The organism is Paenibacillus sp. PDC88 (assembly GCF_900106725.1).
In the GTDB taxonomy this organism is placed as follows: domain Bacteria; phylum Bacillota; class Bacilli; order Paenibacillales; family Paenibacillaceae; genus Paenibacillus; species Paenibacillus shunpengii.
The window spans coordinates 393,687-420,075 of record NZ_FNNT01000001.1; the positions used below are offsets into that span (position 1 = coordinate 393,687).

General features: G+C 44.9%; 26 protein-coding genes. 4 read left to right on the forward strand and 22 right to left on the reverse strand.

Features of this window, described 5'->3' with window-relative positions; all coding sequences use genetic code 11:
• Positions 1 to 23: 23 nt before the first annotated feature.
• The 10 genes from BLW49_RS01655 to BLW49_RS01700 all read right to left on the reverse strand — a co-directional run bounded on the left by BLW49_RS01655 (position 24) and on the right by BLW49_RS01700 (position 11,556).
• The gene (locus BLW49_RS01655) at positions 24 to 401 is read right to left on the reverse strand and encodes a DnaJ family domain-containing protein (RefSeq protein ID WP_076312502.1); all 378 of its coding nucleotides are present in this window, start codon (positions 399 to 401) and stop codon (positions 24 to 26) included.
• A gap of 159 nt (positions 402 to 560) precedes the next feature.
• A complete protein-coding gene (locus BLW49_RS01660; RefSeq protein WP_090722897.1) occupies positions 561 to 1,364 on the reverse strand; it encodes an SDR family oxidoreductase in 804 nt (267 codons plus the stop codon).
• Positions 1,365 to 1,528: 164 nt separating this feature from the next.
• Entirely contained in the window at positions 1,529 to 2,368 is an 840-nt protein-coding gene (locus BLW49_RS01665) for a hypothetical protein (protein WP_083655681.1), read from the reverse strand.
• Between the two features lie 14 nt (positions 2,369 to 2,382).
• Complete coding sequence (locus BLW49_RS01670; RefSeq protein WP_076311047.1) at positions 2,383 to 3,135, reverse strand: vWA domain-containing protein; 753 nt, start codon at positions 3,133 to 3,135, stop codon at positions 2,383 to 2,385.
• Positions 3,136 to 3,156: 21 nt separating this feature from the next.
• Positions 3,157 to 5,280 (reverse strand): protein kinase family protein, encoded by a 2,124-nt coding sequence (locus BLW49_RS01675; RefSeq protein ID WP_090722900.1) that lies wholly within the window; start codon positions 5,278 to 5,280, stop codon positions 3,157 to 3,159.
• Positions 5,281 to 5,375: 95 nt separating this feature from the next.
• On the reverse strand, positions 5,376 to 5,651 hold the full coding sequence (locus BLW49_RS01680) for a WXG100 family type VII secretion target (RefSeq protein ID WP_047909612.1): 276 nt from the start codon (positions 5,649 to 5,651) through the stop codon (positions 5,376 to 5,378).
• Positions 5,652 to 5,809: 158 nt separating this feature from the next.
• On the reverse strand, positions 5,810 to 6,328 hold the full coding sequence (locus BLW49_RS01685; RefSeq protein WP_076312504.1) for a WXG100 family type VII secretion target: 519 nt from the start codon (positions 6,326 to 6,328) through the stop codon (positions 5,810 to 5,812).
• A 5-nt stretch (positions 6,329 to 6,333) separates the two neighbouring features.
• Complete coding sequence (locus BLW49_RS01690; RefSeq protein WP_076311049.1) at positions 6,334 to 7,167, reverse strand: hypothetical protein; 834 nt, start codon at positions 7,165 to 7,167, stop codon at positions 6,334 to 6,336.
• A 16-nt stretch (positions 7,168 to 7,183) separates the two neighbouring features.
• The gene (gene essC, locus BLW49_RS01695; RefSeq protein ID WP_090722903.1) at positions 7,184 to 11,179 is read right to left on the reverse strand and encodes a type VII secretion protein EssC; all 3,996 of its coding nucleotides are present in this window, start codon (positions 11,177 to 11,179) and stop codon (positions 7,184 to 7,186) included.
• A 56-nt stretch (positions 11,180 to 11,235) separates the two neighbouring features.
• A complete protein-coding gene (locus tag BLW49_RS01700; RefSeq protein WP_076311051.1) occupies positions 11,236 to 11,556 on the reverse strand; it encodes a hypothetical protein in 321 nt (106 codons plus the stop codon).
• 443 nt (positions 11,557 to 11,999) lie between these two features.
• Here BLW49_RS01700 and BLW49_RS01705 point away from each other — a divergent pair, with 443 nt between their 5' ends.
• Positions 12,000 to 12,239 carry a hypothetical protein gene (locus BLW49_RS01705; protein ID WP_076311052.1) on the forward strand — a complete coding sequence of 80 codons (240 nt, stop codon included), beginning with the start codon at positions 12,000 to 12,002 and terminating at the stop codon, positions 12,237 to 12,239.
• A gap of 108 nt (positions 12,240 to 12,347) precedes the next feature.
• On the opposite strand, the gene BLW49_RS01710 is transcribed toward BLW49_RS01705, so the two are convergent.
• From BLW49_RS01710 to BLW49_RS01750, 10 genes are all read right to left on the reverse strand, one after another.
• The gene (locus BLW49_RS01710) at positions 12,348 to 13,994 is read right to left on the reverse strand and encodes an extracellular solute-binding protein (RefSeq protein WP_090722904.1); all 1,647 of its coding nucleotides are present in this window, start codon (positions 13,992 to 13,994) and stop codon (positions 12,348 to 12,350) included.
• Between the two features lie 118 nt (positions 13,995 to 14,112).
• Positions 14,113 to 15,768, reverse strand: coding sequence for a response regulator transcription factor (locus BLW49_RS01715; protein WP_256209538.1), 1,656 nt, complete (start codon positions 15,766 to 15,768; stop codon positions 14,113 to 14,115).
• Positions 15,765 to 17,501 (reverse strand): sensor histidine kinase, encoded by a 1,737-nt coding sequence (locus BLW49_RS01720; RefSeq protein ID WP_090722909.1) that lies wholly within the window; start codon positions 17,499 to 17,501, stop codon positions 15,765 to 15,767. The genes BLW49_RS01715 and BLW49_RS01720 overlap by 4 nt, the downstream gene beginning before the upstream one ends.
• A gap of 100 nt (positions 17,502 to 17,601) precedes the next feature.
• Positions 17,602 to 18,492 (reverse strand): carbohydrate ABC transporter permease, encoded by an 891-nt coding sequence (locus BLW49_RS01725; protein ID WP_090722912.1) that lies wholly within the window; start codon positions 18,490 to 18,492, stop codon positions 17,602 to 17,604.
• Between the two features lie 19 nt (positions 18,493 to 18,511).
• Positions 18,512 to 19,417, reverse strand: coding sequence for an ABC transporter permease (locus tag BLW49_RS01730; protein ID WP_090722913.1), 906 nt, complete (start codon positions 19,415 to 19,417; stop codon positions 18,512 to 18,514).
• Between the two features lie 187 nt (positions 19,418 to 19,604).
• Positions 19,605 to 19,763, reverse strand: coding sequence for a hypothetical protein (locus tag BLW49_RS28655; RefSeq protein WP_177178615.1), 159 nt, complete (start codon positions 19,761 to 19,763; stop codon positions 19,605 to 19,607).
• Between the two features lie 190 nt (positions 19,764 to 19,953).
• A complete protein-coding gene (locus BLW49_RS01735) occupies positions 19,954 to 20,481 on the reverse strand; it encodes a GNAT family N-acetyltransferase (RefSeq protein ID WP_177178616.1) in 528 nt (175 codons plus the stop codon).
• A 71-nt stretch (positions 20,482 to 20,552) separates the two neighbouring features.
• Positions 20,553 to 20,891 carry a L,D-transpeptidase gene (locus BLW49_RS01740; protein ID WP_076311059.1) on the reverse strand — a complete coding sequence of 113 codons (339 nt, stop codon included), beginning with the start codon at positions 20,889 to 20,891 and terminating at the stop codon, positions 20,553 to 20,555.
• A gap of 51 nt (positions 20,892 to 20,942) precedes the next feature.
• Entirely contained in the window at positions 20,943 to 21,977 is a 1,035-nt protein-coding gene (rsgA, locus tag BLW49_RS01745) for a ribosome small subunit-dependent GTPase A (protein ID WP_371264527.1), read from the reverse strand.
• A 451-nt stretch (positions 21,978 to 22,428) separates the two neighbouring features.
• Positions 22,429 to 23,022: a DUF2087 domain-containing protein gene (locus BLW49_RS01750; protein WP_076311060.1), complete on the reverse strand. Its 594-nt coding sequence runs from the start codon at positions 23,020 to 23,022 to the stop codon at positions 22,429 to 22,431.
• A gap of 222 nt (positions 23,023 to 23,244) precedes the next feature.
• Here BLW49_RS01750 and BLW49_RS01755 point away from each other — a divergent pair, with 222 nt between their 5' ends.
• The 3 genes from BLW49_RS01755 (at position 23,245) to BLW49_RS01765 (ending at position 25,365) form a co-directional block, all read left to right on the forward strand.
• Complete coding sequence (locus tag BLW49_RS01755) at positions 23,245 to 24,228, forward strand: YpdA family putative bacillithiol disulfide reductase (protein WP_090723798.1); 984 nt, start codon at positions 23,245 to 23,247, stop codon at positions 24,226 to 24,228.
• A 21-nt stretch (positions 24,229 to 24,249) separates the two neighbouring features.
• Positions 24,250 to 24,693 carry a DUF441 domain-containing protein gene (locus tag BLW49_RS01760; RefSeq protein WP_090722920.1) on the forward strand — a complete coding sequence of 148 codons (444 nt, stop codon included), beginning with the start codon at positions 24,250 to 24,252 and terminating at the stop codon, positions 24,691 to 24,693.
• Positions 24,694 to 24,846: 153 nt separating this feature from the next.
• The gene (locus BLW49_RS01765; RefSeq protein ID WP_076311062.1) at positions 24,847 to 25,365 is read left to right on the forward strand and encodes an ADP-heptose synthase; all 519 of its coding nucleotides are present in this window, start codon (positions 24,847 to 24,849) and stop codon (positions 25,363 to 25,365) included.
• A 112-nt stretch (positions 25,366 to 25,477) separates the two neighbouring features.
• On the opposite strand, the gene BLW49_RS01770 is transcribed toward BLW49_RS01765, so the two are convergent.
• A complete protein-coding gene (locus BLW49_RS01770) occupies positions 25,478 to 25,990 on the reverse strand; it encodes an NUDIX domain-containing protein (protein ID WP_083655684.1) in 513 nt (170 codons plus the stop codon).
• Between the two features lie 3 nt (positions 25,991 to 25,993).
• Complete coding sequence (locus tag BLW49_RS01775) at positions 25,994 to 26,287, reverse strand: HesB/YadR/YfhF family protein (RefSeq protein WP_047909628.1); 294 nt, start codon at positions 26,285 to 26,287, stop codon at positions 25,994 to 25,996.
• Between the last annotated feature and the right edge of the window lie 102 nt (positions 26,288 to 26,389).

Genomic DNA, 26,389 nt, shown 5'->3' on the forward strand with positions numbered 1-26,389 from the left:
CTCAAAATGAATGCGGATCTAAATCAATCATCCACCAACTTACTGCGAATTCTCTCTTCATAAGCTTGGAGGGAGGGGTTATGGCTTATCCCTCTTTTTTCGAGCATGATTCTAAGTTTGATTTGTTTCTCGGTCAGCTTCTTGATCCATTGTTCCTTATCTTCTGCTGTCTGACATAATTGAATCATTTGCTCTAGGCTGACGCATTCCTGCTGCAGTTCGAGTTCTGGCGGAAGATATCCTGAATTCTTCAGTATTTTATATGAAGCCCGAAGGTCTTCAGGGACATGAGATAGATCTTCTATTACAAGCGGCTTACCTGCTCCTGGCAGATGATCCAATTCTCCTCTTTCTATTGCCTCAGCAATCTTCTGCTCAGCGATCCTTGAAAATATACTCACCATGATACCTCCCTCTAATCCGATCCTAGAATGAAGTGACGGCTCTATCATGCATATTAGCTGTCCTGCTCGTTTACAATTGTTTCTTTTAAAAATAACGAAAAAAACCGCTTCCTGCAAGGGAAACGGCCGTTCACTCCATACCTATCGTGATCAAGATCAGCTTAACAGAGACTCAGCTCCATCAATGACAATCTGTGCACCTGTAATATGCCTGGATTCATCCGATGCCAGAAAAGCAACTAAGTCCGCAACCTCCTCCGGCTTACCTGGACCATGTGCCAGCGGCTGACGTCCATCCGGAAACTCCATCTTAATGGATACTTCATTCAGCTCTTCTGACTTTTCGGTGCTCTGATCAATATTTGTCGAGATGGCACCTGGGCAAATGACATTCACTCTAATGTTAAACTTGGCCAGCTCCAGTGCCGCCATTTTGGCGAAGGCTACCTGACCTGCTTTGGAAGTACTGTATGCACTCATCCCTATATTCGAGAAGGTGTAATTCCCATTGATCGAGCTCGTAATAATAATGCTTCCTCCATCATCCTTCTTCATATGGGGAACAGCATACTTTACAGTAAAAAAAGTACCGCCGAGATTCGTCGTTATGGTGTTCTGCCAATCCTCTACATCAATATCTTCAATGGGCGCCACAACGCCGTTAATTCCTGCATTGGCAAATATAATATCGATGCCGCCAAGCTCACTCACCGTCTTCTCTATCGCATCGGCAACACGTGCTGCATCGGAAATATCAACATCATAGGCACGGACCTTCCCCATGCCCATTGCTTGAATCTCTTGTTCTGCTTCGTGGGTACGTTTATCTATTAGATCCAATAAAGCGACATTCGCACCTTCCTGTGCCAGCTTGATGGCAACTGCCTTCCCGATTCCGGAACCAGCCCCCGTTACTAATGCGGTTTTCCCTTGAAAACGCAAACGTTGTTTTGAAGACATTCTTCTTGGTCACTCCTTAGGCGTTGGTATGTACAAGGAGCACATGCGGCTCATACATAAGAATGCCCAGTAAAGGAGAGTTTTAATAATTCAATTGGCAATTCAATTAATCGATTATAATTTATAGTCTAACTGAGTTTCGATCAATCGGATCAATCCAACAATTATGAGGTAAAGCTGATTTCAATAAATGCAGCGTCATCCTCAAGACCACCTGTATGATGTGCATCAAGAAGCACTTGGATCTGCTCGTCTGGCAAATGCAGTCCGATAGGATCGAGCTCACCCATACCATCCGTATATAGCCTCAAGACAATTTCTTCACTTGCTTTGAAGCTTTTTTCATAGACATGCGGAGTTCCACCAATCGGTCCCTGCAGTGTAGACCACCGCTCCGATGTTGCCCTTGTCACTTCAAAACATTGTTCAAGCTCTGTTCCGTTTTGAAACAAACGGATTCTCGAATCACCTTGCCAGGCAAGCTGAAGATTGCTGCCTTTTTTTCCAGAGCCAAGCTGAATCTTGCCGCAAATATACATCGACTGACTGCCGTGCTTCTTCTTCGTCTCCAGCACTTCTCGCAGCATGATCGGAACCTTCTCGTGGTGAACAGCCTGGTATGTACTCAGCTCTCTGGAAGCAGGAATCGTAATATTCGTCAAAAATTGCTGCAAACGAGAGACGGACCACTCCTTCGTCTCCAGCATCCATCCATGCAGTGCCTTCCCTAAATATCTAGCAGCAAAATCACCATAATAACTCATAGAGACCCCATCACACAGAACAAATGTACAAATATCACCTTCCACATGAACGGCAGCAAAGTCTTGACCATTATCCCCATAGGTTGCCGATTCTGCTGCCAGCCCGTAACCATAACGACATGTAAGCCGACCTTTATAGGCGGTTAGGGGATGATCTGCTTGCTGTGAACTGACAAAGTGAAAATTCTCTTCCGGATGTGCTTTTACATGACCAGGCATAGACATTCGCAAAGATTTCACTTTCTAACTCCCCCTTACCTGACAGGCGTTGCCGCTGACATTTGAAATCCGATGGACACGAGCTCTGCGCAAGTCCCTGGGAGCATCATTAATGAACCCGGGGCAAGCAGATAATCCGCCTCGACTAGCATTTCCCTATAGCTCTCCGGAAGAGGCGAAGACATCTTCTTCAGTTTTTCTCCATGCTCATCTTTCAGTTCCGTATCCTGTGAAATACCCGTCCATCTTCTCGGTTCTGGTATGGGTGCACTAAGCAAATGATCCGAGATGAAAATATTCTCAATCAGCACGTTCCCGTCAGGAACACTCATATTCATAATTCGTCTGGCGATCGGCTCTGGATCCTCTCCCGTCGATACTCCGTCCGTCATATGACATATCAATGGAGCAGGACAATCCTGCATAAATGGAAGCTCTGCCTGCAGGATTTTCTCTGCCTGAAGAAAGGCTTTGGCCGAGTCCGAGAATCGCATCGGAGTTAAATCCGGAATTGAACCAATCGCTGCAATTTCGTCTATTCCCTTAACGCCTCCGAGCAGATCATATACATCGTCACTGTACGCAAGAATTGCAATTCGATACCTTGGTGTCAATCTGCTTCCTTTAGTAGAACGAAACACCATTTGACGTATGGCAAGTGACAATGCTTCGTACACGATGTCCATCCTTCTGCGATTTTCCATCATCATATTCATGGATGCACTAATGTCAATCAAATAAATGATGAGGGCCGGCGTTCTCTGAGATGCTTGTATCGTATAGTTCATGACCGTTCATTCACCCCTAGTTTAAATATCAGGCAATTTATAGCTTCTATTTCTAATAAATTTATAGATATGTGTCTTGCGCTGTCCCACTTTGCCTACTCCGGCAAAATATTCAGCATCCTGATTATACAGGTCCATAAAGTTATTCGCGTGTTCTCTCGCAGCTTCAATCTTGCGTCCTTGCTGTGCATTATAGGCTAGATTGTAATAGGCAATGAGCTGCTTGACGTTCTGAGCACGCTTCTGCTTGAGTGCCGCCTTCTCCTTGGCTGCTTTTTCTGCAGCTGCTTTTTGCGCTGCTTGTTCTGCCGCCGCAGCTGCTGCAGCCTTAGCTTGAGCCTGTTTAGCAGCTTCTGCCTTTGCGGCAGCCTCTTTTGCAGCTGTTGTTTCAGCTTCCGCTTGGCGTGCTTTCTTCTGTTCAAGCTGGGCTAGATACGCCTCATATTTTGCCTGCTTGTCATATTTCTCCTGAAGAGCAGCCTTTTCCTTCGCCTTTTGCTTCGCTTCAACCTGAGCTAGATACGCCTCATACTTCGCCTGCTTGTCATACTTCGCCTGCTGGGCAGCTCGCTCTTTCTCTGCGGCCAGACGGGCTTTCTCTTCCTCAGCTTGCTTCAGAGCGAGCTCTGCCTCTTGTTTTTTCTTATTCTCTTCAGCAAGCTTTGCCGCTTCCTCTGCCTTCTTGGCCTGCTCCTGCTTCTCAAGCTCAGCCAGACGCTGTGCCTCGAGCTGCTTCGTCTCTGCCTGTTCAGCCAGTGTATGCATTCCAGGAATCGCAATAATGCCGATTAAGAGCACTGCTGCGCCCGCAATAACCGCTTTACGACTACGGAATTTAGAGAAGCGTGAGTTCTTAGGCTCATCCGTCTCTGTAGGCAAAGCATCTTCAATCTGGCGGATCGCTGCTGCAATCTCTACATGCAGGGCTGTTCCAGACTTCTCCAATAGCAGTGCTGATTTGTATAAGTCAAGGGCCGCATTCAGCTCTCCCTTACTTTCTTTGACAGAAGCTTCCTGGAGCAAACGATCCTGTTGCTCCTTGTCGGTTACTGAATGCGCTGCATTCGTGAGAGCGGGTTCATCTACAGGAGATGAGACGTTGCTGCTCTTATCTTCTGGAATGATTGTTGCAGCTGATGCCTCTACAGATCTCGTATCTTCAACACCAGCGGAATAATCTTCCTCACTGCTGTTTTGTACGGGGACAGCATTCAGATCGATTGTAGATATGGCTACCAGCCATTCGCCAAATGTAGGGCAGCTGCTTAAATCTTGACTATGCCATGCTCTGCCGAACAGCTCCGCTATTTTGGATCCGAATCTGGATTCAAGTGATTGCTGGAGCTTGCGATATCGCTCACTGCTCGTTTGAAGCTCTCTTTGATCGAAGAAGCTCTCTCCATAAGTTCGATTGACAATTTCGGGGTCACTGAAGCCGAGCATTTCTGCTAAGATTACCGCTCCCGCAAACCTGTCAGCATAGCTGCTCCACAAGCCGCTATTCACGATCCGGTGAGCTGCATAACCGGCTGAACCCGCGAGAAGTGCATCAGGCCGGTCCATTTTTGGACTATATAGCTGCTCTACGTCGACTAACTCAACTGCAGCAGCTCCTTCAGGCCGTTCTACTTCGGAAAAAAACGGAACCAGGACGTTCGGTGCCGAGAGATCACAGTGTGCGATACCTCTCTGCTCCATCGCCGAACCTATACTTGCAAGCGACGAAGCTAGAATAACGCTCTCTTCTGTCGTCAGCTGCTTCTTATCACAGATGATATCAAACCAGCTGATGCCATCCACCCAAGGCATGAGCACTGAATATAGAAGATCTCCATGCTCACTTATTAATTTTCCGTTTCTTTCAGGAGTGAGCACGTCTCGTTTACATACCTGCAGGCCTGATATTTCACTGTATTTCTCCATCTGCTCCGATTGGTATACCATAGCCGGAACACGGAATTTAGGAAAGAATACCTTCAGGGCTTTTGCCTCATATTCCTGTCCATTCTGCGGCACTAGTTTATACACCGTGCCCTGCCTTCCTGTTTGTGCGTATGCAATTCCTGGAGCTGCCGGATGCTGTCCTACCACATATTTCTCACCATGAATAAGGAACTCATCACCGGGTTTAGGTTGAAAAGACATGAACATCCCTCTCTTTTAACGTTGTGATGCAAGAAAACCGGAAGTTCGTGAAAACTCCCGGTTTCCTTAAGTAATATAAGTACAGATAATTCCTATTAACGAGATTGGTCAACCTGACGGAATTTCGCAGCGATTGCTGTCAGTTCCTGGCTGATGCTGTTCAAAGTTTGAACAAAGCTTTGCATTTGCTTGCTAGCCTCTTGGAATTCTTGGAAGAAACGCTGTTTTGTCATACCTTCCCATTGTCCTTCCATCCCATTGATGGATTGAGTCAAGCTGGAAACGATCTGTTGACTTTGCTCACCACTTTGTTTGAATTGGTTTGCTACTTGGTCTACCTGTTCTGGGGATATTAAAATACGTCCTGACATAGTAGGGCCTTCCTCCTTTTTCATCTGCAAATATTTAGGTGAAACACATGAAAATTGTACCAAACGACACGAAGTGTGTCTAAAGTCATTGGTCCTATTTGTAATTCACCTAAAAATGAGGCTATGAAACTGCATTTAACATCTGGTTGACAAAAAATTTAACCAACCTTTGCTCCTAGAGAAGGGTCAGTAAACTTCCACCCTGCCGGGTTCAGCTCGGTTGCTAACCGCAGGGTCCCCATATCATTTAGCTGATCCTCCGGACTCCAGGATTGCTGAATAGCCATGACAGCAGACCTAGGATTAGACACCGAAAACACCAAAGGCTTATCGCTATTAATGGATTCCAGGTGCTGAGATTGCAGCATACGCATCGGTGAAACGTTTGTGTAATCAACATGAGCTAAAAACGAATGATAATCTTCGTCAGCTTGCTTGAAATGGTTTGCCTTGCGAAGCAGTTCGGAGCTAAATCTCTCAAGTTCCAATTCAATATGTCCGGCGAGCTGCTTCGACCTCATCCATTCATACACAATTCCCTCATGAACGGCGGTATCGCCTTCTATTCTTCCAAGGGCTTGTTCTAGACCAACAACAATTTGCTGAATTTGCTCCGCCGCATGCTGAAGCTGCCCGCTAAGCGTCCGAAGCACATCCGGTTCCACACGAATGCGCATATACATCACCTTTCTTCATGATCTGCTGGCTGTATCAGCCACTCTAGAAGCATATCTTTAAAGTCTCCTTGACCCATCGGCGTAGCGATAAGCCAGTCGCCTTTACCAACAGTACTCATACGAAAAAGCCAGTTCATAGAGCTGCTCGAGATAAAAGCTGCAGACTGCGAGTCCCATTTTTCTCCAGTCCATACAAGCAGTTGAAGCTCCCCTTCTGTCTCTTGATGGATAATTGTTTGAGCCAAAGCTGCTGCTCCCTGTACATCGTAGCATGCCTCCGACAAACGGCCGGTCAATGTTTCTTCATCAAGAAGAGAATCATTCACGATCTCAAAGAAGCGTTTTTTCGAGAACATCAAAGCCGGAATATCGTTCTTTGTGTGCTCTGTGCCCCATTTAATTTTGCTAATAACCGATTTACAGGCCTGTTCAACATCGCCCAGGTCTGATAACTGGTAGGTATAAGGCTCCTCTTGTGTCGGGATCAATTCCACTACGCGTTCATTTGTACAGTGCAGGTAACCCTTGTATTTCGCTCCTCGCTTCTTCTTTATTTCAAAACGACAAGCTCTGGAGGATAAGCCTGCAATGGCCACCCTTGAGAACACGGTTGGTGTCATGATGAGTTCACTGGAGTCCTGATCTCGGGTCAAATACCCTTTCGTTAATAACTCTTCTTTGGTATTCTCCCATTCCATTACGATATCCTCTGTCAGATATCCTATAAAGGGGTCCTCAATGCCAAGCAATCGATCAGAACCTATGATCCCTGCCAGAAAGAACAGTTCCTTCTGTTCCAGTGTTACTACTTTCTGTTTGGAATGATGAACCGTCAACATTATGAGCCACCTCCCTTCAAACTACAACATGCCATCGGTCGCGAATTTTTTCGATCCAATCGGCACGTTCCATATTGTTATTCCATGGCAGCGCTGCTTTAATCCTGGAAAATCTCCGTTTTACATAGTACCCCTGTCCTGCCGGCAGGACTTTCAGACCATTGGAACCCGTATTCGATTCTGAGAAAGGAATCCGGAAGAACGACAAATCATTAGGGTCCAACGTCCCGAACAACAGTCCGCTTTGGGCTGCTTTAATATCCGTTACCCAGTCGGCACCGAAAGTTGGGAAATCTGCGGCAACTCCCGCGATGATTACATGCACACCACGATCTCTGCCTTGACGTACAATAGCAGCGAGTTGATCTTTCATCGTAAAATCATTCATCTGCTTCGCCAGTGTATCAGCATCATCTATAAACAATACAATCTCAGGACCACAGCGATCAGTTGTAAGCCTCATGACCGTATCATATACTTCCTGTATTAACGGACCAAGCTCTTCATCCTTAGAAGCATTCTTACGTATATGAGGCAGATTGGACAGCCGGCTTAAGCCTTCTTCCCCATACCTCGTATCTATCGAATACATATGAAGTTCCTCAGGACTATAATGGTATGCCAAGGACAGCATCCATGTCAGCATAAAGCTGGTCTTACCACTCTCAAGTGGACTTGCAACCATAAAATGCGGACCTTCACGAAGACTGATATTAAACACTTCCAGGTCATCTGTCATGAGTCCAACGGGCACATTATAAATATCTCTCTGCTCCTGACTCCGTGTATGCTGTGTATTCTCCAGCACTTCTGCAAGTGTAATGACTTCAGGAAGTGGATCTATCTTCTGAGGTATCGAGCCCGTGTACGTATGATTAACGTTTCCAATCATAGCTCTTAGCTGGTCCGCTCGCTCTGCCTCATCTGTACCTGTTACAGGCAGAACCGTTTGAAACTCAAGTGGAGGTACATGCCCTTTAACAAGACCACGACCCGGAGGATATCCGTTAGGGACACGTGCCGGTCTTCCAACCGCATAATAATAGTCGCTGGGATCTGCCATTTCAAAAGAAACCGCATTAGTTATGTTGCTTCTGATCTTCTCGAAAATGTCAGTTATACGATTGGCCGTGACTACAAAAGTAATGCCGAGGCTTACGCCTTCTCTCAAGAATAGCTCCTGCTGCTCATTCTCATCCGGGTATGAATTTCGGAAGGATAAGTATCCGTCAATCCATACGATAATTTGCGGTAAGGTTTGTCCTGTGCTTCGGCGATAGGAGGTAACCGTCTTGACCCCTGCTTCAGCAATTAATTCTCTTCTTTGCATGAAGACTTTGGCTAAATAACGAAACAGCCGCTTAATTCGATCATCATCCTCAGCAGACATCACACCTCCAATTTGCGGAATCTGTCTAAAGTCACGCATCATTCTGCCCATATCAATAACATAGCCATGCCAATTGCTGCAGCTTCTGGCAAGCGACATGATCATCGTCTGCACAAAGGTTGTTTTGCCAAGACCAGGCATTCCGTATACAGCCAGATGACCTTGTCCTAAGTTAATGGACATGGGCACCTGCTTCTGGTTCGTCAGATCATCTACAATACCGACAACCGGTTCCAGCTGGTCGGTAAGGGCCGAGCCTGAGCTCTCTGAAACTGCCCCATCCATAACCAGCTCTTCCCATTGAATTAATTCTGGCAATGGAGGGAGCCACGGACCTTGTAATCTCTCAATACCCGCTTGCTCGGCTACCTCTGAGATGTGATCAATAAAGACTTGAAGCTGCTTGGAGGAGCCTTCCGACTGCATCATGGATACTCTCTCGCCCGTTAACAGAGGCTCTCGCTTACCATTTAATCTAACTTCCATAAGGGGAAGTGAAGAAGCACTGTCATCCGTATGTGAGGTATAAGGAGCTCCACTCCATGCAAATTGCATTTCTTCAAATACTTCGTCACTGCCGACCTGGAAATAACCACGGCCCGGCTTCGTGATCCAGGCAGCATTCGGAATCTTGATCATATCCCGGCTGTCTCCCTCGCTTTGAACACGTAAACATATTCTAAATCTGGAGTTACTCCAAATCTTATCGTCAACGACACCAGCAGGTTTTTGCGTGGCCAGAATCAAATGCACACCCAGCGTTCTGCCGATGGCAGCTATACTGATCAGTTCATCCATAAACTCCGGCTGTTCCCGTTTCAGCTGTGCGAACTCATCAATAATAATGACAAGATGCGGCAGCGGCTCAGCCTGGTGTGAACCCAGCCATTTATAATACTCATCGATGTGCTGCAAATTTCCAGCATCATTCAGAATTTTTTGTCGACGTACCAGTTCTGCACGAAGTGATATTTTTGCTCTTTCCATTAGTGATTGGTCAAGGTTTGTAATCGTCCCGACGACATGAGGCAGCTTCTCAAATGTGTTAGACATCCCACCGCCCTTATAGTCGATCAGCATAAACGCCAAGTCATGAGGGTGAAATTCGGAGGCTAGAGATGCAACGATCGATTGGATAACCTCACTCTTACCCGATCCTGTTGTTCCGGCAATCAGACCGTGCGGACCGTGTCCCTGACGCTCGATCTTGTCATGAAGATTAAGATACACTCTCTTGCCGCCAGCTCTGACTCCCATGGGTACCGGCAATGTATTAGGAAATCTGTTCCGGGACCATCTGTCTGCTACATCAAGCTGTTCCACTCTGGATACTTCCATCATGTCGAATAAAGGCAGCAGAGGAGGTATTTCGGAAGCAGAGGATCGCTTCAATCGAAGCGGAGCCATATTTCGAGCACAAATTTCCGCCTCGGACCGTGTCATTCGATCGGGTACAAAAGTCTGATGAACGACATCCGCCTGTTCGGTCTTCTTGGAGTAGCTTCCTTCGTTCTTCCGAGCCTCCACCACGAGCTGACAATGCATTGGCAAATGCTCTTTGCGGGAAGCCAGTATAATCGTACAAGTTGTGATTGCTTCAGGATCTTCCAGGATCAGAGGCAGCAAAGGCTCTTCTTCAATAATGTCACGCTCCGACATTAGAACCACATACACCGGAATGTCCGGCCCTTTCTTACCCCGCTCTTTCCTGGAATTCTTACGGCGGTTCAGCGTCGTGTACAGACTATCTGCCAGCTGATGCGCACCGCTGTGTCTGTCCGCCATAAACCGCTGTCCGCGTTCATCATCCCAAATGTGAGGGAACCAGCGCATCCATTCGAATTCATCTGCTTCTTTTTCTTCATAAAAAGCAGCCAGCTTGACCTCATCCGGCGAATGTCTTGTCGTAATCTGTGTAATAATTACACGCAGCATAGACAAGACGTCCTCACGATCACCTACAATACCTACAATTTTAGACTCGTAGATGGGCAGTGCAATGGATGCACCTTCAACATTAACAAAATCCTCAGCCAATTGATGTGCAGCCTCAATCAGAGGTTCCCGCTCATAACCATCGAATCTTGGAGGAGCAATTGTAATTCGAAAAGGTTCAGCACCGATACCGGCGCGTACGGCCAGAAAATCATCATCATCCGGTGAACGCTCCCACAAAGAGCTGTGTCTGTTCTTTACAATCTGGCTGCACACTTCTGGATCCCCATGAATTTCATGAGTGATCTGTACCTGTCTTGCGGCTTCTGTCTCAAGCTCTTCACGATGCTTCGCAAGCTGAGATGTGTACATCTCTTCTCTCTCAGCGAGCCGCTTATGATATTCTTTCTTATTACTGAGGTATACAAAGAAAGGAATCGTATACGTTGCGAGCATCACCGTCATCATGACCATTTGAATGGTCATGAAGCTACTGTTGCCCAATCGGCCGGTACGGCTCAAATAGAAATAAACTCCCACTGTAGCCAATGTCATGACGAGTGGTATGATTAATGAAATGATCGAGAAAGAAGGCTTACTGGGCTCCATCGGAGGACGCAGAATCTCCAGTGTCTCCTTCTTGAGCACTTCCTTCATTCTTGGAGAACGCTGATATAACACGTTCAAGAAATTTCCTCCCTTCAAAAAGGCATAAACGCGCTTCACATTTGAATCTCGACTTATTACCCTGAATTTTTATTTTGAAACAGCAATCTTCTTCCATGTACAGGGGCTTCGCTTTCCGTTGTCGAAAAAGCCTTTTGCAAACGGACAAAGTTCCCTTCTCTCAGTCCTGTTTCCGTTAATTGTTTTGCGTCAGGCAGCGTAAACCAGTTGCCTTCCGGGAATTTAGCTTCCAATATATATTGAACATTCTCTTGAGGAGGCTCGTTGAATATGCGTACAGAAAGTACAGATTTGAAATACTGGACGGTGCTCTCATCTGGAACCTCAATATCAATCCATTCTCCCTCTCGTCTTGACTGAACGACTGTCAGAATCATCCCATCACACCCTTTTTAGCTATGTCCATCGTCCTAAATCCTTTTATACACATTTTGGCGAATTGCCTTACTATTAATCTACCATATTTTCTAACAGAAGACCCTTTATTGCAATCTTAACTATACATTTTTAAAGCGAAATACCTATATAATCCAACCGACTCTATTACCATAGTCTCAGCTTTTCGTTACCTTACCATTTCAACAATATGAAAATTCGACATTTTTGCTGTCATCCCTCCAAATTCTGATATATTATAGTTTCCTATTCTATTCAGGTTTTTGTACAATTCGATGTCATTACTCCCCTCTCATTTGTGAACAATTTTCAAACACTTATCATCTTTATGTTTCCATAAGCTAATTTTAAGGTAATTTTAAGCAACGTTATTTAGAATTAGCAACATGAAACAACTCTAGTAATCTAGTTGAGGTGATTTCTAATGAGAACATTGATCTTTTTCCAAAACAAAAAAATTCCGGTTTATTTTAATGCTGAGAACAAGCAACCTGTACAAAAAACATTAAAGCTGCTAAGCAGCGCATTAGAAGATAAGATTAATAATGGTAAGCGCGCTTTACAAAAATGTTTGCATACATTAATCAGTATTGAAATTATCGGAAGCGAGGCGATTCTTCACAGTATCAGAGAAGACGACACGCTGGCACTATCCCTTTACTAAAGGGATAGTGTTTTTTTATATCCAGCAATGACAAAGCCACAATACGCAAAAATCGTATTGTGGCTTGCTGGCACCAATCTCATTGGTTAGGTCTGAATCTTGCATTCATCATTTACTTGCGTTAATCAGCTCATTCACTTCCTTCGTAATTTCATCTCCGCCGAGCTTCTTCCAGTTGGCAACGAAATTATCAAACTCATCGATTGGCAGATTACCATATATAATCTTAAGGAAGGTTTCTGCTCTCAGTTTATCCAGTGTTGCTGATTTCGTGTTCATCGTTTTGGTTGGTGCATATATGAATTCGTTCATAACAATCAGATCGTTATCACGATAGTGCTTAATTACTCCTTGCGAGCTCTCAGGTCCGAAGATCCGTTCCATATGCCATTTATCCAGGTTACCTGAACGATAATCCATAATATCGTCATAGAACAGCTTCGCCTCAAGACCAAGTCCTGATGTATCCCCTGACTCTAGTGCCTTCTCAACCTCATCCTGAGCCTGCACGTTCTTGTTAGCAGGGAGATTTGATACGGTTGCATTCTGGAAGCCGAGTCCTGTCATACCATTCAGGTAGTCCGCACGCTCTGTCTCCGCCGCTTCTCCAAACATTTTTTCAGCTTGGAAGTTCAGCAGCTTAATTAGTGCTTCCGGATGCTCATATCCTTTACGTACAGCGAATATACCGCCGAGCGTCAGATGGTTCTGAGTCTTGGCCGGCTGATCATCAATGGATTGAACCGGGTATGGAAGCCAATCGACATTAGGGTCATTCTTGATCATCCCGCTGACTTGGAATGGTGCCCATTGCGGCAGGAAGAACATGCCTGACTTCCCTGCATTGACGTCCTCCATCATTTTTGCGAAATCCTTCACACCGAATTCGGGATCAATAACACCATCTTTGTACAATCTTTGGAGCTCTTGCAGACCTTCTTTGACTTCAGGCTGTATTGTACCATTCACGACTTGTCCGGATTCGTCCTTAATCCATGTTTCAAGATAACCATGGTAGCCAAGCAAGAATCCATTAATCGGCAGATCTTTGTTCAGTGCAATACCGAAAGTATCCTGTTTGCCGTTTCCATCTGGATCGTTAAATGTAAAGGCCTCTGCAATTTCAATGACATCCTGCATGGATTGTGGAGCGTCAAGACCTACATTCTTAAGCCAATCTTGACGAATCCAGATCATATCCGAGGAATCCAAGGAACCTGGGAAGCTCACCATCGCGTAGATCTTACCATCTTTAGTTACAGGCTTCAGACCCGCACCGTCCTCCGCTGACAGAAACTCTTTAACGAGATCGGAAGCGTATTTATCATAGACCTCGGTTAAATCTTCCAGCATGCCGGCTTCATACAATTGCTCAAACTGCACCGCGCTCACTTTCAAGACATCCGGCAAATCACCGCTGGCAAGCGTAACATTCATCTTGTCATTATAGTTGGCATCCGCTACAACCCAGTCATAGGTAACTTCAATACCGAGCTCATCCTTATAGCCTCTAAGCCAGATATTATCTGTATGAGTGTCACCTTCAGCTAAAGTTTCTTTTCCCGTCTCGTTCATCGTGGATCTCAGCTTAATTGGCGGATCATATTTGGTAAGCGGACCTCCTGCATCCTGTTGTGGTGTCGCAGGTGTGGATTCCGCCTCTGTACTTCCTGATCCGGATGAACAAGCAGCTAGTGCTGCTGTAAGCACGACAGACATCGATAACATTGTTATCTTCTTAAATGACATTCCCATGCGAATCCCCCTTTATTTCCTCCCCTGAGGTATATACACATCGTACTAAGAAAGCGCTGACATGAGCGAGTGGTACGTCTTTACATCCGGTATCTTTTATTTACCATTTAGGGTCGGATCAGATTTTTTGATCTCGATATTCTTGTGGTGTGCAGCCGATCGCCTTCTTGAAGAAGCGATAGAAATAATGCTGATCACTGAAGCCCACCTTGGCTGATATCTCATGCATTTTATATGTGGACCCCAGCAGCAGCTCCTTGCTTCGCTCCACTCTTTTTTCATAGATATAGTCAGAAATGCCTTTCCCCGTAATTCGCTTATACCACCTCGATAAGTATGAAGGGTTTAATGATACTTCCTGGGCAATCCGAGTCAGCGAGAGATCATCCTCCAGATGATTTTTGATATAAGCATGAATGGCAATCAGTATTTGAGATTGGTCTGTAATTCGGCTGTCACTTCTCTTGGATGCGATCCACTCAAATGAGGATTGGTAGAATCTAACGATATCCGGCCACCGAGTCTGTATATTAAAATGGAGCATTTGAGACAGATCAATCTCTTTCATAGCCACTTCGTACAAGCCGAGCTCCTGCAGAACTTCCAGCAAGCAGCTTCCTGCAGCTGTGTATATTCTCATTCGAACAAACGGATCTTCAAGTCCCTCGGATGCTGTATCCGTCCATTTGCGGAAGGACTCACTCCAATCCTTATCTCTCGTCGTCACCCTCTGTTTAATCTGCTCTAAATGAAGGGATGCGACAGCCAGCTTGTTCATCAGCAGCGGCGTGTGACTAACTTCATTATGAATGTCAACACGCAGCAGCTTCTCCATTCCTTGACCCGGCCCCTCCATCGCGGATAGACGAAGCTGAGCAATGACCTGACTAAGCTTTACCCAGCTCACAGGCTGCTCACTGACCATGATCGATACCGAAATATTGAGACAATTGGCGATGGACTGCTGTACGGTTTCAAGCGTTCCATGCACAAATCGCAGTGTTCGTACCCACTTTTCATCCGGCGAAGGATTCACCATACGATCATTCATTTGAACAAAACAGGCGATGACCTGATGATCCAGGTCAATTGCTCTCACTCGTGACTTATCCTGCAAATACTCTTCAGCAATATTCGCCGCTGCATAACGAATCAGACTTCGATCTGAGCTTGTCTCATAGTTGTTCCATTCCTCCACACGTATAATAATGGGCAGCACCCATTCGGTAGAATCAAATGGAAGCTGAATCGCATCGAACTCATCCTGTAAACTGCTGGAATCCAGATTCTCATCTCTCTGTATAATGTCTATTAATAATTGTCTATGAAGCTGGGGTAAAGCCCGCGGAAGCTTGTTTCGAAACCAGCTGGTCTGATATCGAAAGTCGTTCTCCTCCTCAATTTGCTGCATAGCCCGGTCTACCGCCTTACGGATCTGACTCATTCCTTCTGTTTTCAGCAGGTAATCGACAACGCATGGGTTACGAATCGCTTGATGAGCATATTCAAACTCGTTATGACCTGTCAGCAATATGATCTTACAGCGCGGCCAGCGCTCCATAATCTCTTGGATTAGAGCCATTCCATCCATTTCAGGCATACAAATATCGCTGAGTACAATATCAATCTTGACCATGTTCAGCCAATCCATGGCTTCAATCGCAGAATGTGCCTTAATAACTTCTAATTCACTGATCTCTGCCTTCTGAAAATAGGTATACAACCCGTCCAAAATAAGAGGTTCATCATCTACAATAAGCATTCGTTGCATCATCTATCTTCTCCCTTGAATGGTAAGTTGAAAGTAACTCGCAGACCTCCCATAGGGCTGCGGCTCACGCTGAGTCCGTAAGCATTGCCAAATTGAATGCGTAATCTTTCGTGAACATTGATGAGTCCCGTTATTTCTTCACCATCATGCCGATGTGCTGCATGTGATAATTTCTTAGACAATGTACTCAAGGTCTCATCTGTCAGAGCCTCTCCATTATCCTCAACGCAAATTTGCAGCTGGTTCTCATCATTCTTATATGATATTTTCAGCACACCCCCCTGGATCCGTTTGGACAAGGCGTGCTCGTATGCATTCTCGATTACAGGCTGGATTATGACTCTCGGGACCGTCACACTTCTAAATTGATGTTCGATATCAGAGATAATGGCTGTAACTCTCGAACCAAAACGGATATTTTGAATGGCCAGGTATACAAGTGCATGATCAATCTCTTCCCCCAGTGATACCTCCGGCTTAGAGTCTCTCGTCATATAACGGAAATACTGACCCAAATAATCAGTAAATTCCTGAATCAGCTCAACGTTCTCGACCTCTGCCATTTGTTTAATATTAAAGAAGCTGTTATACAAAAAATGCGGCTTAATCTGCGACTGAAGATGCTTGAGTTCCGCTTCACTCGTCCGAATTCGGGCAACATAGTTTTCTTCAATCAGAATATGTAAGCGTTTTAGCATATCATTAAACCGAGAATATAAATAACCAAATTCATCTTTTCTAGAATGAGGAATGTGAATACCCGTCTGTCCCTGCTCTGCCGTCTTAAACCCGCCGATCAGTACGGACAACGGCTTATGAATGGATTTATACACGGAGAAGGAGAAGATAAATATGATGACAATAGACAGTATCGTTAGAACCCACAGCCACAGCGTATATTTTTCCATTGGTGCTCTAAGAACTTGATGCGGAATGCTTGCTGTTAATGTAAAGTAATGTTCACGGTCAAATAGTGAGTAATGGAAAGCTTCCTCTGTATCATATCGTGTGATGCTCTGGGCTGGCTGGGATGCATCCAAGGTGTGTAAGCTTTGTTTAAGATCTGCCACCTGATTCTTAGATGGGATCACCACCTGATTGCCCTGTCCGAAGGACAAAGTGATCTCACTCCCTCCTGTTTCGGAAAACTCTTGAAGCCGGCGTTTCAGCTCATCGCTGGAGAGCCGGATGCCGAGTAAGAAATTGGGAGCTTCCTCACGATTCATATTGTAAGGATTGCTGCGAAGGAGGTATAACTCCTCGCCAACATGAGATAAAGCGCCATGCAGATTCCCCATGGAATCGATAAGGTTCTTCCACTCCGCGTCCTCCACATTTCGAATGCCGTCAACTGCGCTGACCCTCTTATGCAGAGCGGGCACATAATAGACAACATCGCTGATATAGGGACTTGTTTCTTTGATTTGGCTCAGCTTGTTATGGATATTATTCAGATTCGAGGTAACTTCATAACTGTTCATGATCGGTATACGTGTACTCAGGGTGGACATCGTATCGTCAAAGGTATATTCGTTGACCAACCCGGTCATCCGCTGCAGCTCAAACTCAAGATGACTATGGTAGAAATGGAGCTTGGACTCGTGGGCCCTCTCCACTTCAGCCTGCATTTGTGCAGAACTGGACATTGTAATCATGATGCTGATGAAATATAACGGTAAAAAAACGAGTACAAACGCCCCCATCAGCTTCACTACGATTGATTTTGATTTCCACATCGCAAAAAACCTTCTCAAGGTAACATCTGCTCCTCTCCTAACGCAAAAAGGAGCCGGAAAACGGCCCCTTTACTGCTAACTGCTGCTCCCTGTTGGAATCTTACCCTTTTACGCTACCTACAACAAGACCATGTACAAAATAACGCTGAAGGAACGGATAAATAAGCAGTATAGGAATGACGGACAAGAAGATCTGAGATGCTTGTGTTGTGCGATCTGAAATTTGATTCAAAAGTGCTGCATCTTCAAAGGTCATACTGTCCGTGGATATCGTCTGCACTTGCTGAAGCATGGACTGAAGATAGGTTGCAAGCGGATAATGTTCCGGACTCTTCATATAGATCATTCCGTCAAACCACGCATTCCAGTGACCGACCAGTGCAAACAGTGTTACTGTGGCGATGCTTGGCAAGGAGATCGGCAAGTATACACTCCAGAGTGTCCGCAGATGACCTGCGCCGTCCATCCATGAGGCTTCCTCCAATTCTTTGGGCAGCCCGCGAAAGAAATTCAGCATCAACAATACGTTAAAGATTGGCACTGCTCCAGGGAGAATTAGAGCCCATATGGAATCCAGCAGACCTGCTTCTTTGACGATTAAGTATCCAGGAATTAACCCGCCGCTAAACAGCATGGTAAAAACGAAGATCCAGGCGTATACCGTTCTTGAACGAAATTTATCGACTTCCTTGGATAAGGGATAGGCTACAAGAATTGTACAGACGAGATTAACCAGAACCCCCAGCACGACTCGCAGCAGACTTGTGCCGAAGGAGTTAAGAAACTGCTTGTGCTCCAATATATATTGATAGGAGGACAGGGTAAAATCAACGGGCCAGAAGGTCACGCTCCCTGCTTTTACCGCTTCGCTTGAGCTGAAGGAAATCGCCAGGATGTTTACAATCGGAAATAAACAGAGTAGAGCAAGGATGGTTAAGATGACGTAATTAAATAGGATGAAACAGCGATAGGCTTTGGTCGTATGATGCATGTTGTAAGGGCCTCCCTTCCTAAAAAATCCTATAATTCGCAAAACGATAGGCCAAATAATATCCAAGTCCGATAAAGACGAACGAAACAACCGATTTGATAAGACCCAGTGCAGTAGATACAGAGTACTGTGCATCCTGAAGTCCGATCCGGTAGATCATCGTATCTAGAATGTCCCCTGATTCATATACAAGTGGATTATACAAGTTGAAGACTTGATCAAATCCTCCATTAAGAACATTTCCGAGGCTCAGTGTCACCATCAGAATGACAATCGGGCGGATTCCTGGAAGTGTAATGTGCCAGGTCTGCTTCCATCGTCCCGCTCCGTCAATAACAGAAGCTTCGTATAAGGAATGATCTATGCTTGTTAATGCGGCCAGATAGATGATCGTTCCAAACCCAAATTCCTTCCATTGATCCGTAATAACTAATATGTACGGGAACCACTCATTACTAGCAAGAAATTGTATGGGGTCAATCCCGACGGCTTTAAGAGCCATATTGACAATTCCGCTGCTGGGTGACAATACATCGACAATAATGCTGGCCAGTATGACCCACGAGAAGAAATGAGGCATGTAGATAATGGTTTGAATGGTTCGTTTGAATCCAGTCCTTCTCACCTCATTTAAGAGCAAAGCCACAAGGACAGGGACAACAAGTCCTGCGACTATTTTCATTACGGAGATAAATACTGTATTCCATACCACTTGACTGAAGCCTGGTAAATCAAACAAATACCTGAAATTATCGAGACCCACCCAGTTCATATTTTTGAAGCCTGCGATCGGGGAAAAATTCTGAAATGCAATAACAAGCCCCGCCATAGGGATATAACTGAAAACTAAGACGAGAATAAGTCCCGGCAGGATCATAAGATGAAGCGGGATGTTTCGAATAAATTGCTTGATGTTAATTCGCATATGCCGTCTCCTCCTTCAAGTTGATTATAGGAGCAGGGTCCATCGCTTTTATAGTGGAGGGTGTTGACATCAGGTATCTTTTGTTGACTTCCTACCGTGTTTATATTCAAAAAGAAAGAACCTCCTATGTAGAAGGTTCCTCCGAAAAACCGTAGATTAACTTTTATGTTGACATAACGACAATGAACTAGTTGATAAAAACAGACTTCCTGCGCTTCATCACTTCCTCAGTTCTGGCCGCCATTTCGATGCGTATCATAAATAACTCAAGCAAATGCTCTCTCGTATTCTCTTCCTTACAGCTGTCTAATTTATGAAGGATAAATCGATCAATGGACGTTGACATAGGTAACAGCCTCCTATTCTTTATTCCTCAGTCCGGCATGACTGTATCTCCCGCTATTGATCCGGTACACCAGAATTAACCATAAATTGTCATTTCAAAACAGCTGTAAACCACTTTTTCACAAAATATTTTACCCGTCCCCGCGAAGTTTACAAATGAGAACAAAGGTAGACAAATTCCGCTGTATTATTCATTTAAATCGCAGTAACTCATCGAGGTTATCCCACCCGTATGCAATTTCGGTATAGTCTTCGCCTCCGATGTGAACGAGTTTATCTCCAGCAGAAACTCCGTGCCATTTTTCATAAAATGCTCGATACCGGTTATCCTTAAGCGCCCATAGAAACATAGAATCATGCCCTTGGTCCCGTAAAAATACCGCGATCGATTGCATTAATTGCAATCCGATTCCTTGCCTTCGATAGCTGTCCAATATGTATATCGCGTATAACTCTCCTTCATATGGGAGACTATGGGTTCGGCTCGGCCCCCCGCTCGCAAATCCAATGATGCCCCCTTCCTCCGTCTCAGCTACATACACCGCTGTTTGATCAAGTGCCGGATCCAGCTGTCTCTGCCAGTTCGTCGTCCTCTGTTCCACGGATAACCCGGCTAGGACCTCTTCCTTGATAACTCCCTTATATGCTGTTCGCCAGCTGTCCACATGTACTCTAGCAATGGCTGCTGCGTCTTCGAATACAGCTTGTCTAATGATCATTTGCATTCCTCCTGAATGAGTATCATGATCAGGGTAGTCGCCATAGAGCGAATACCCTCTGTCACATCACCCTACGGTCTTATGGTCACTCTTGTGCCGACAGGAACTTTACTCTCCAGATCAAGCACATCCTGATTGTACATTCTAATACATCCGCGGGACACATTCTGTCCAATAGAGGAAGGGTTATTGGTCCCATGAATTCCATAATGAGCTTTGGACAAACCCATCCAAAAAGCCCCGAATGGCCCTCCCGGATTGGGCTGTTTGTTGACAATTGTAAATTCTCCAACCGGTGTCTGTGTAACCATTGCACCAATCGCAACGGGATAAGCTCGAACGACAACATCATAATCAAGCAGATACAGCTGATGATCAGACAGATCTACAATTATTCGATAATTTGGCATGTGCATTCCTCCTGTTTCATCCTATGCACTGCCGTATAGATAAGCGCAGCCTTAATCTTCTATTTCTTTACGCCAGCCACTTTTTTTGTCACGAGTCGTACTATGCTTCGTATTTCTAGTGCTCTTTTTTGCAGCTACAGCCTCTTTTTTGACTTGAAACTGAATTTCTCGCAGCATCTTGTGATAATTTTCCAGCCGCTTCGTCTCCAGCTCTCCCGTTTGAATTGCATCCCTCACGGCACAGCCGACCTCCTGTAGATGCTGACAATCAGAGAATCGACATTGCTGTGCGAGCTGTTCAATATCCTCAAAGGTACGGGAGATGCCCTCTCCATCATCCCAGATCGACAAGGCCCTCATGCCCGGAGTATCAATCAGAATACCGCCTTCCGGGAGTGTAAACATTTCCCTGTGTGTCGTTGTGTGTCTTCCTCTACTATCTTCCTCCCGGACCTCTTGAGTCATCTGATGACTCTTACCTGTGAGCCAGTTAATCATGGTCGATTTTCCACTGCCTGAGGAGCCGACCAGCGCAACCGTTTTACCGGAGTCCGTGTAGACTTCCAAGGCTTCTTTCCCTAAGCCATAATGAGCGGATACAGGAATGACGGGTACGCCAGGAGCAATGGCTTCCGTTTCTGTCAGATAGGAAGAGAGATCCTCGCATAGATCACTTTTGCTCAGTACAATGACAGGATTAACCCCGCTATTCCAAGCCATGATCAGATACCGCTCCAGCCTTCTTGAATTGTAATCTCCGTTAAGAGCACACACGATAAATAAGGTATCGACGTTGGCAGCAATAATTTGTTCTTTGGTTTCAAAACCGGCGGCCTGTCTTGAAATCACGCTGTTTCGTTCAAGTACACCATGAATCAAAGCATCGTCATAATCACCATATGTTTTTACGATAACCCAATCACCCACACCTGGCTTACTCCCCTCGCTAAATAGGGCTCTCGCCTTTCCTGACAAGCTTCCGAACTTATTCCCTTCCGGTGTTAAGATGCCGTACTTCTGTCCGTAGTCTGTTGTAATTCGAGCAGGCTGGAGTGTTTCTTTCTCAGCATGATTGAATGTGCTCATCACGTCTTCCCACTTCTGATCCCATGATGCAGTCCAGCCAAATTCAATTAACTCTGTTCTCTGGATCTTATTCTTCAAATGTTCTACCTCCATTAATTGGGTGTTCTATACCTCATACAGGTCTCCCGAAGCAAACAAAAAAACCGCAGTATATATCCCTGCGGCATTATCCTCCAATTCAAGCCGAGCATCCCTCAACATGAGAATTAGGAGTATCACACAAAAATCCGCACAGGATATACTCCCATACGGATCTTCATCCTCTGATGAATTGACAGCTCTTCCATAGAAGACAGCTGAAACAATTAAATCTGAGATGATTGTTGTCCGATCGGGAGACGATAGTTACAAGCAACAACATATACATTCATCATTAGGTTACTCATAGATATCGCCTCCTTCATCATTTTTCCATATATTACAGGATGGTACATTGTTATGTCAAACCTAATTATTTGACGTTCTCCCATTTCGTCCACATCTCTGTCGGATTAACCTCGTATATTTCTTCCTCCCTGTACATGAAATCATGCATAATAAATTCTCTGCGGATCGTGGCATAATCTTCATGATACGGTTTGATAAATTCATTGATTTCTTTCTCCTGATACTTTCTTCCCTTCTCAAGCTGCTCTACAAGATGCTGAAGTACAATAAGCTTCTTTTTGTATTGAGCGGGAATAGATCTAAGCTTACCTTCCTTCGTAAAGAAATTTTTCATAACGGAATCCTTCAATTTCTGCTTGCTGTCTGTTTCCACCATCTGGCTCTCTCCCTTAAATATGAAATGTAGTGATGCTTCTGCGTGCTCCTTAATGAGGTAAGGATAAAGTGTAAAATAAATCGTATTCTTGTCCCTTCGCTCTTTAATGAGTCCTGCTTCTCTCAGCTTAGCAGCATGATGCGTTACAGTAGGCTGGGAAAGATTTAATTTGTCTGCAAGCATTTGTCCATTCATTTCACCTTGAGATAATAACAGCATCATTCGCATCCGATTTGGATCGGCGAGTGCCTTGTGGTAATTTACAATCTTATCAAGCTGCATAACTATTCCTCCACCATATTTATTGAGCCGAGTCAATTCCATTTAATTTGATGGTTATAACATTTGATATTTATCTAATTAGATAATATTCTTCTACTTCTCGATTGTCAACTTGAACGAAGTGTGGTTTCGAATTACTGGTATTCATCAGCAGAATACGGTACGATAATAAATACTTGAAAAACATGATTGGAGCAGAAAAGGGAGATGAAATGTAGCATGATGAAAGACGTCATCATCATCGGAGGAGGACCCTGCGGTTTATCTGCAGCCATTGAGTGCGGTAAACAGGGACTATCCTCTGTCATTATAGAAAAATACAATGTGGTGCAGTCGATCTACTTGTATCCAACGAATATGCAGTTCTTCAGTACGGCAGCTCTGCTTGAAATCGGAGATATTCCGTTCAGTACACCAAATGACAAGCCTTATCGTTATGAAGCTCTAGCTTATTACCGCAAAGTAGCTGCACACTATAATCTGGAAATTTCACTGTATGAAGAAGCTTATGAGATCCGTCCTCTGGAAGAAGAAGGGTTCCGTGTAAGCTCTAAAAACAGAACTGGCGAGACGGTCTATTACGAAGGAAAAAATGTGGTTGTCGCCACGGGATACTTCGACCACCCTAATTATCTCGGCATACCTGGAGAACAATTAGACAAAGTCACTCATTATTTTCGGGAGGCCCATCCTTATACCAAGACAAAGGTCACCATTATTGGAGGAAGTAATTCTGCCGTAGATGCGGCGATGGAGCTGGCTCGAGTAGATGCCGAGATCGATATGGTATACCGTGGGCATAGCATTTCAGAACACATCAAGCCGTGGGTTCGTCCGTTATTTGAAGGTTTGGTCTCCAAAGGCAGAATTAAATTGCATCTTGGATCAAGGGTGACCGAGATTCTTGAAGATCATGTTATTGTCACTCCGAATGAAGGGGTAGATTTTGAGCTGCCTAACGATTTCGTATTAGCGATGACAGGTTTTAGACCGGATCGAAAGCTCCTCACCTCAGTAGGCGTATCCATGTCCGATGATCTGGATAAACCACTGTATAATTCGGAAACAATGGAAAGTAGTGTTCCTGGAATTTATGTAGCAGGGGTCATTGCTTCTGGCCGGAATGCGAATGAAGTGTTTATTGAATCAGGCAGATGGCATGGAAAATTAATCGCCGAGCATATCAAAGACAAAATGGGATCTTAACGGTGTAGGGAGATGAACAAAATGGATATGACGTCCCTGTTATTACTCGGATTTGCGGCTCTTGGCATCATTAGTAATAATACGCCAATTACGATTGCCGTTGTCGTACTGCTGCTCATCCGGATTACGGGAGCTCAGCAGGCTTTTCCATGGCTTGAGAAATACGGGTTGACCGTCGGAATTATTATTTTGACAATTGGAGTCATGACTCCACTGGCTAGTGGTAAGATTAGCTTCGATACCCTACTATCCTCATTCATGCATTGGAAATCGCTTGCCGCCATCGCTGTCGGAATGCTTGTTGCCTATCTTGGAGGACGAGGTGCATTCTTAATGAGTGGTCAACCCACCGTCGTGGCCGGATTGCTGATTGGAACCGTTCTCGGTGTAGCCTTGTTTAAAGGTGTTCCCGTTGGCCCCTTGATTGCAGCGGGCATTCTCTCTCTACTCATTGGTAAGTCATAACTAAGCAAGGGCCATCCTGCTTCTCTATGAAGTTGACCGCCCTTGCTTATTTTTCGTGAACTAATATAGCTGTTTATGGACCCCATTAAACTGTGATATACTCTTATCAATTGTCAAAAAGCAAAATACATAGTTGCAGCAGGAGGATAAGCTATGCCAAGACAACTGGTTACTGAAGCCGTGATGGTCGCAATTTATGGTCAGTTGCTGGCGCCTTCAGCGCCTGTAGAATACCTCATCCCTTATACCACGGTCTTGGAATTGTATGAATTGCAATCCAGCACAGAGCCTTTAATGGAGTCTCCCCAAGAAGATCAGCATGTGAAACAGAAAATCGGAGAACTTATTTCTTATTTTGAGGAACCTTTTAATAGAAAAAAAATAAGCAAGGCACTTCAAGTACCCTGGGCAAAAAGCGCTTCAATCCCGTTAGATGATCATGTGTCGATCATTATTGTCGGAGCTATGGATACTGCCCAGTACGGAGAGTTTTTTGACCCGATTGAAACAGAGCTGCTACTCACCGCCCAACGGTTTCAACAGCCACTCCTCACAGATCAGGTTGAATGGATTGGCCGTATCATTGAAGCTGGAGTACCTGTACAAGTATATGATATCGAGGACTTTGAATTCGCCTTGGAAAACAATGATTTTACAACAGGCCCGGCTTAGTAAGTGGAACTTCGCAAATCAATTAGGGCCGCTAAATGCGGCTCTTTTCTATGCTAGCTTATCCTTATTACATTTTCACAAAAAAACAGCCCCTCCTAGGAGAAGCTGTTCTTTAGTTCAATTCAGTTAAATCTAAATAATCGGACAGTACACGAGCGGTAACTGGAGAAAGCTTGGGAATTTCATTTAATGCAAAAAAACGCATGGGTCCTTCTTGCATTGAGCTATAGTTTAGTTCCGAATACAGAACTCCCTGGGCTCTGAAGACTCCAATCACATAGTACTCCTCGTCCCCGGAAGGATAATCACGTTTGAATTCGGGTCCAGAGAGGAGCCTTTCGAATTTCATTTCTTCCGCAGTAAGCCCCGTCTCCTCCCATAGCTCACGATATGCTGTATCCTCCAGCATTTCACCTGGCTTCATTACACCTAAGGGCATATACCATAGACCATCATCTGCGCGCTCTTGGAGCAAAATATGGCCTTGATCATTTACTACGGCTATTGCCGCCTTCACCGTAATCATGGATTTGCTTGCAACATATTGGGCCATATCTTTTTTGGCAGAAGTCACCTCATCGTCCCCTCCCTCATAGGCATAATCGCTGTAAACCATCCAATTCATGCGTTATTCAGTTTCGTAACGGTATATAATATCGTCTTCTGCTTCAATATATCCCACATCCAGACGATGTCCTTTCAAATACCAATGATCGTGCTCTTCCATAAAGAATAAAATACCGGACACCTCTGTGCTCTCCACCGGATACTCTGGCTGTTCGACTGAAATACCGAGTGAGAAGCCCGGATGAAGCCCGCCGCCCGAACTATAACGGGCATAGAAGCGAATGGCTTCGCCATCTTTGACACCCAGCTCTTTTTTGTACCAATTTGCGGCTGATTCCGTCACATGAATGCTCATTTAAAAGGTCAACTCCTCATCGTTTTGTGTCTATATTATCATATCGTTCCTGGGCTTAGATTACAAATGACAGATCTGTATCTCTGGGCTGTAAAACTTTAT

Coding starts and splice junctions, on each gene's coding strand:
- BLW49_RS01660 (WP_090722897.1), bottom strand. CDS start 1,364: ATGTCTTCAAAACAACGTTTGCGTTTTCAAGGGAAAACCGCATTAGTA.
- BLW49_RS01670 (WP_076311047.1), bottom strand. CDS start 3,135: ATGAACTATACGATACAAGCATCTCAGAGAACGCCGGCCCTCATCATT.
- BLW49_RS01675 (WP_090722900.1), bottom strand. CDS start 5,280: ATGTCTTTTCAACCTAAACCCGGTGATGAGTTCCTTATTCATGGTGAG.
- BLW49_RS01680 (WP_047909612.1), bottom strand. CDS start 5,651: ATGTCAGGACGTATTTTAATATCCCCAGAACAGGTAGACCAAGTAGCA.
- BLW49_RS01685 (WP_076312504.1), bottom strand. CDS start 6,328: ATGCGCATTCGTGTGGAACCGGATGTGCTTCGGACGCTTAGCGGGCAG.
- BLW49_RS01690 (WP_076311049.1), bottom strand. CDS start 7,167: ATGTTGACGGTTCATCATTCCAAACAGAAAGTAGTAACACTGGAACAG.
- BLW49_RS01700 (WP_076311051.1), bottom strand. CDS start 11,556: ATGATTCTGACAGTCGTTCAGTCAAGACGAGAGGGAGAATGGATTGAT.
- BLW49_RS01705 (WP_076311052.1), top strand. CDS start 12,000: ATGAGAACATTGATCTTTTTCCAAAACAAAAAAATTCCGGTTTATTTT.
- BLW49_RS01710 (WP_090722904.1), bottom strand. CDS start 13,994: ATGGGAATGTCATTTAAGAAGATAACAATGTTATCGATGTCTGTCGTG.
- BLW49_RS01715 (WP_256209538.1), bottom strand. CDS start 15,768: ATGATGCAACGAATGCTTATTGTAGATGATGAACCTCTTATTTTGGAC.
- BLW49_RS01720 (WP_090722909.1), bottom strand. CDS start 17,501: ATGTGGAAATCAAAATCAATCGTAGTGAAGCTGATGGGGGCGTTTGTA.
- BLW49_RS01725 (WP_090722912.1), bottom strand. CDS start 18,492: ATGCATCATACGACCAAAGCCTATCGCTGTTTCATCCTATTTAATTAC.
- BLW49_RS01730 (WP_090722913.1), bottom strand. CDS start 19,417: ATGCGAATTAACATCAAGCAATTTATTCGAAACATCCCGCTTCATCTT.
- BLW49_RS28655 (WP_177178615.1), bottom strand. CDS start 19,763: ATGTCAACGTCCATTGATCGATTTATCCTTCATAAATTAGACAGCTGT.
- BLW49_RS01735 (WP_177178616.1), bottom strand. CDS start 20,481: ATGATCATTAGACAAGCTGTATTCGAAGACGCAGCAGCCATTGCTAGA.
- BLW49_RS01740 (WP_076311059.1), bottom strand. CDS start 20,891: ATGCCAAATTATCGAATAATTGTAGATCTGTCTGATCATCAGCTGTAT.
- rsgA (WP_371264527.1), bottom strand. CDS start 21,977: ATGAGCACATTCAATCATGCTGAGAAAGAAACACTCCAGCCTGCTCGA.
- BLW49_RS01750 (WP_076311060.1), bottom strand. CDS start 23,022: ATGCAGCTTGATAAGATTGTAAATTACCACAAGGCACTCGCCGATCCA.
- BLW49_RS01755 (WP_090723798.1), top strand. CDS start 23,245: ATGAAAGACGTCATCATCATCGGAGGAGGACCCTGCGGTTTATCTGCA.
- BLW49_RS01760 (WP_090722920.1), top strand. CDS start 24,250: ATGGATATGACGTCCCTGTTATTACTCGGATTTGCGGCTCTTGGCATC.
- BLW49_RS01765 (WP_076311062.1), top strand. CDS start 24,847: ATGCCAAGACAACTGGTTACTGAAGCCGTGATGGTCGCAATTTATGGT.
- BLW49_RS01770 (WP_083655684.1), bottom strand. CDS start 25,990: ATGAATTGGATGGTTTACAGCGATTATGCCTATGAGGGAGGGGACGAT.
- BLW49_RS01775 (WP_047909628.1), bottom strand. CDS start 26,287: ATGAGCATTCATGTGACGGAATCAGCCGCAAATTGGTACAAAAAAGAG.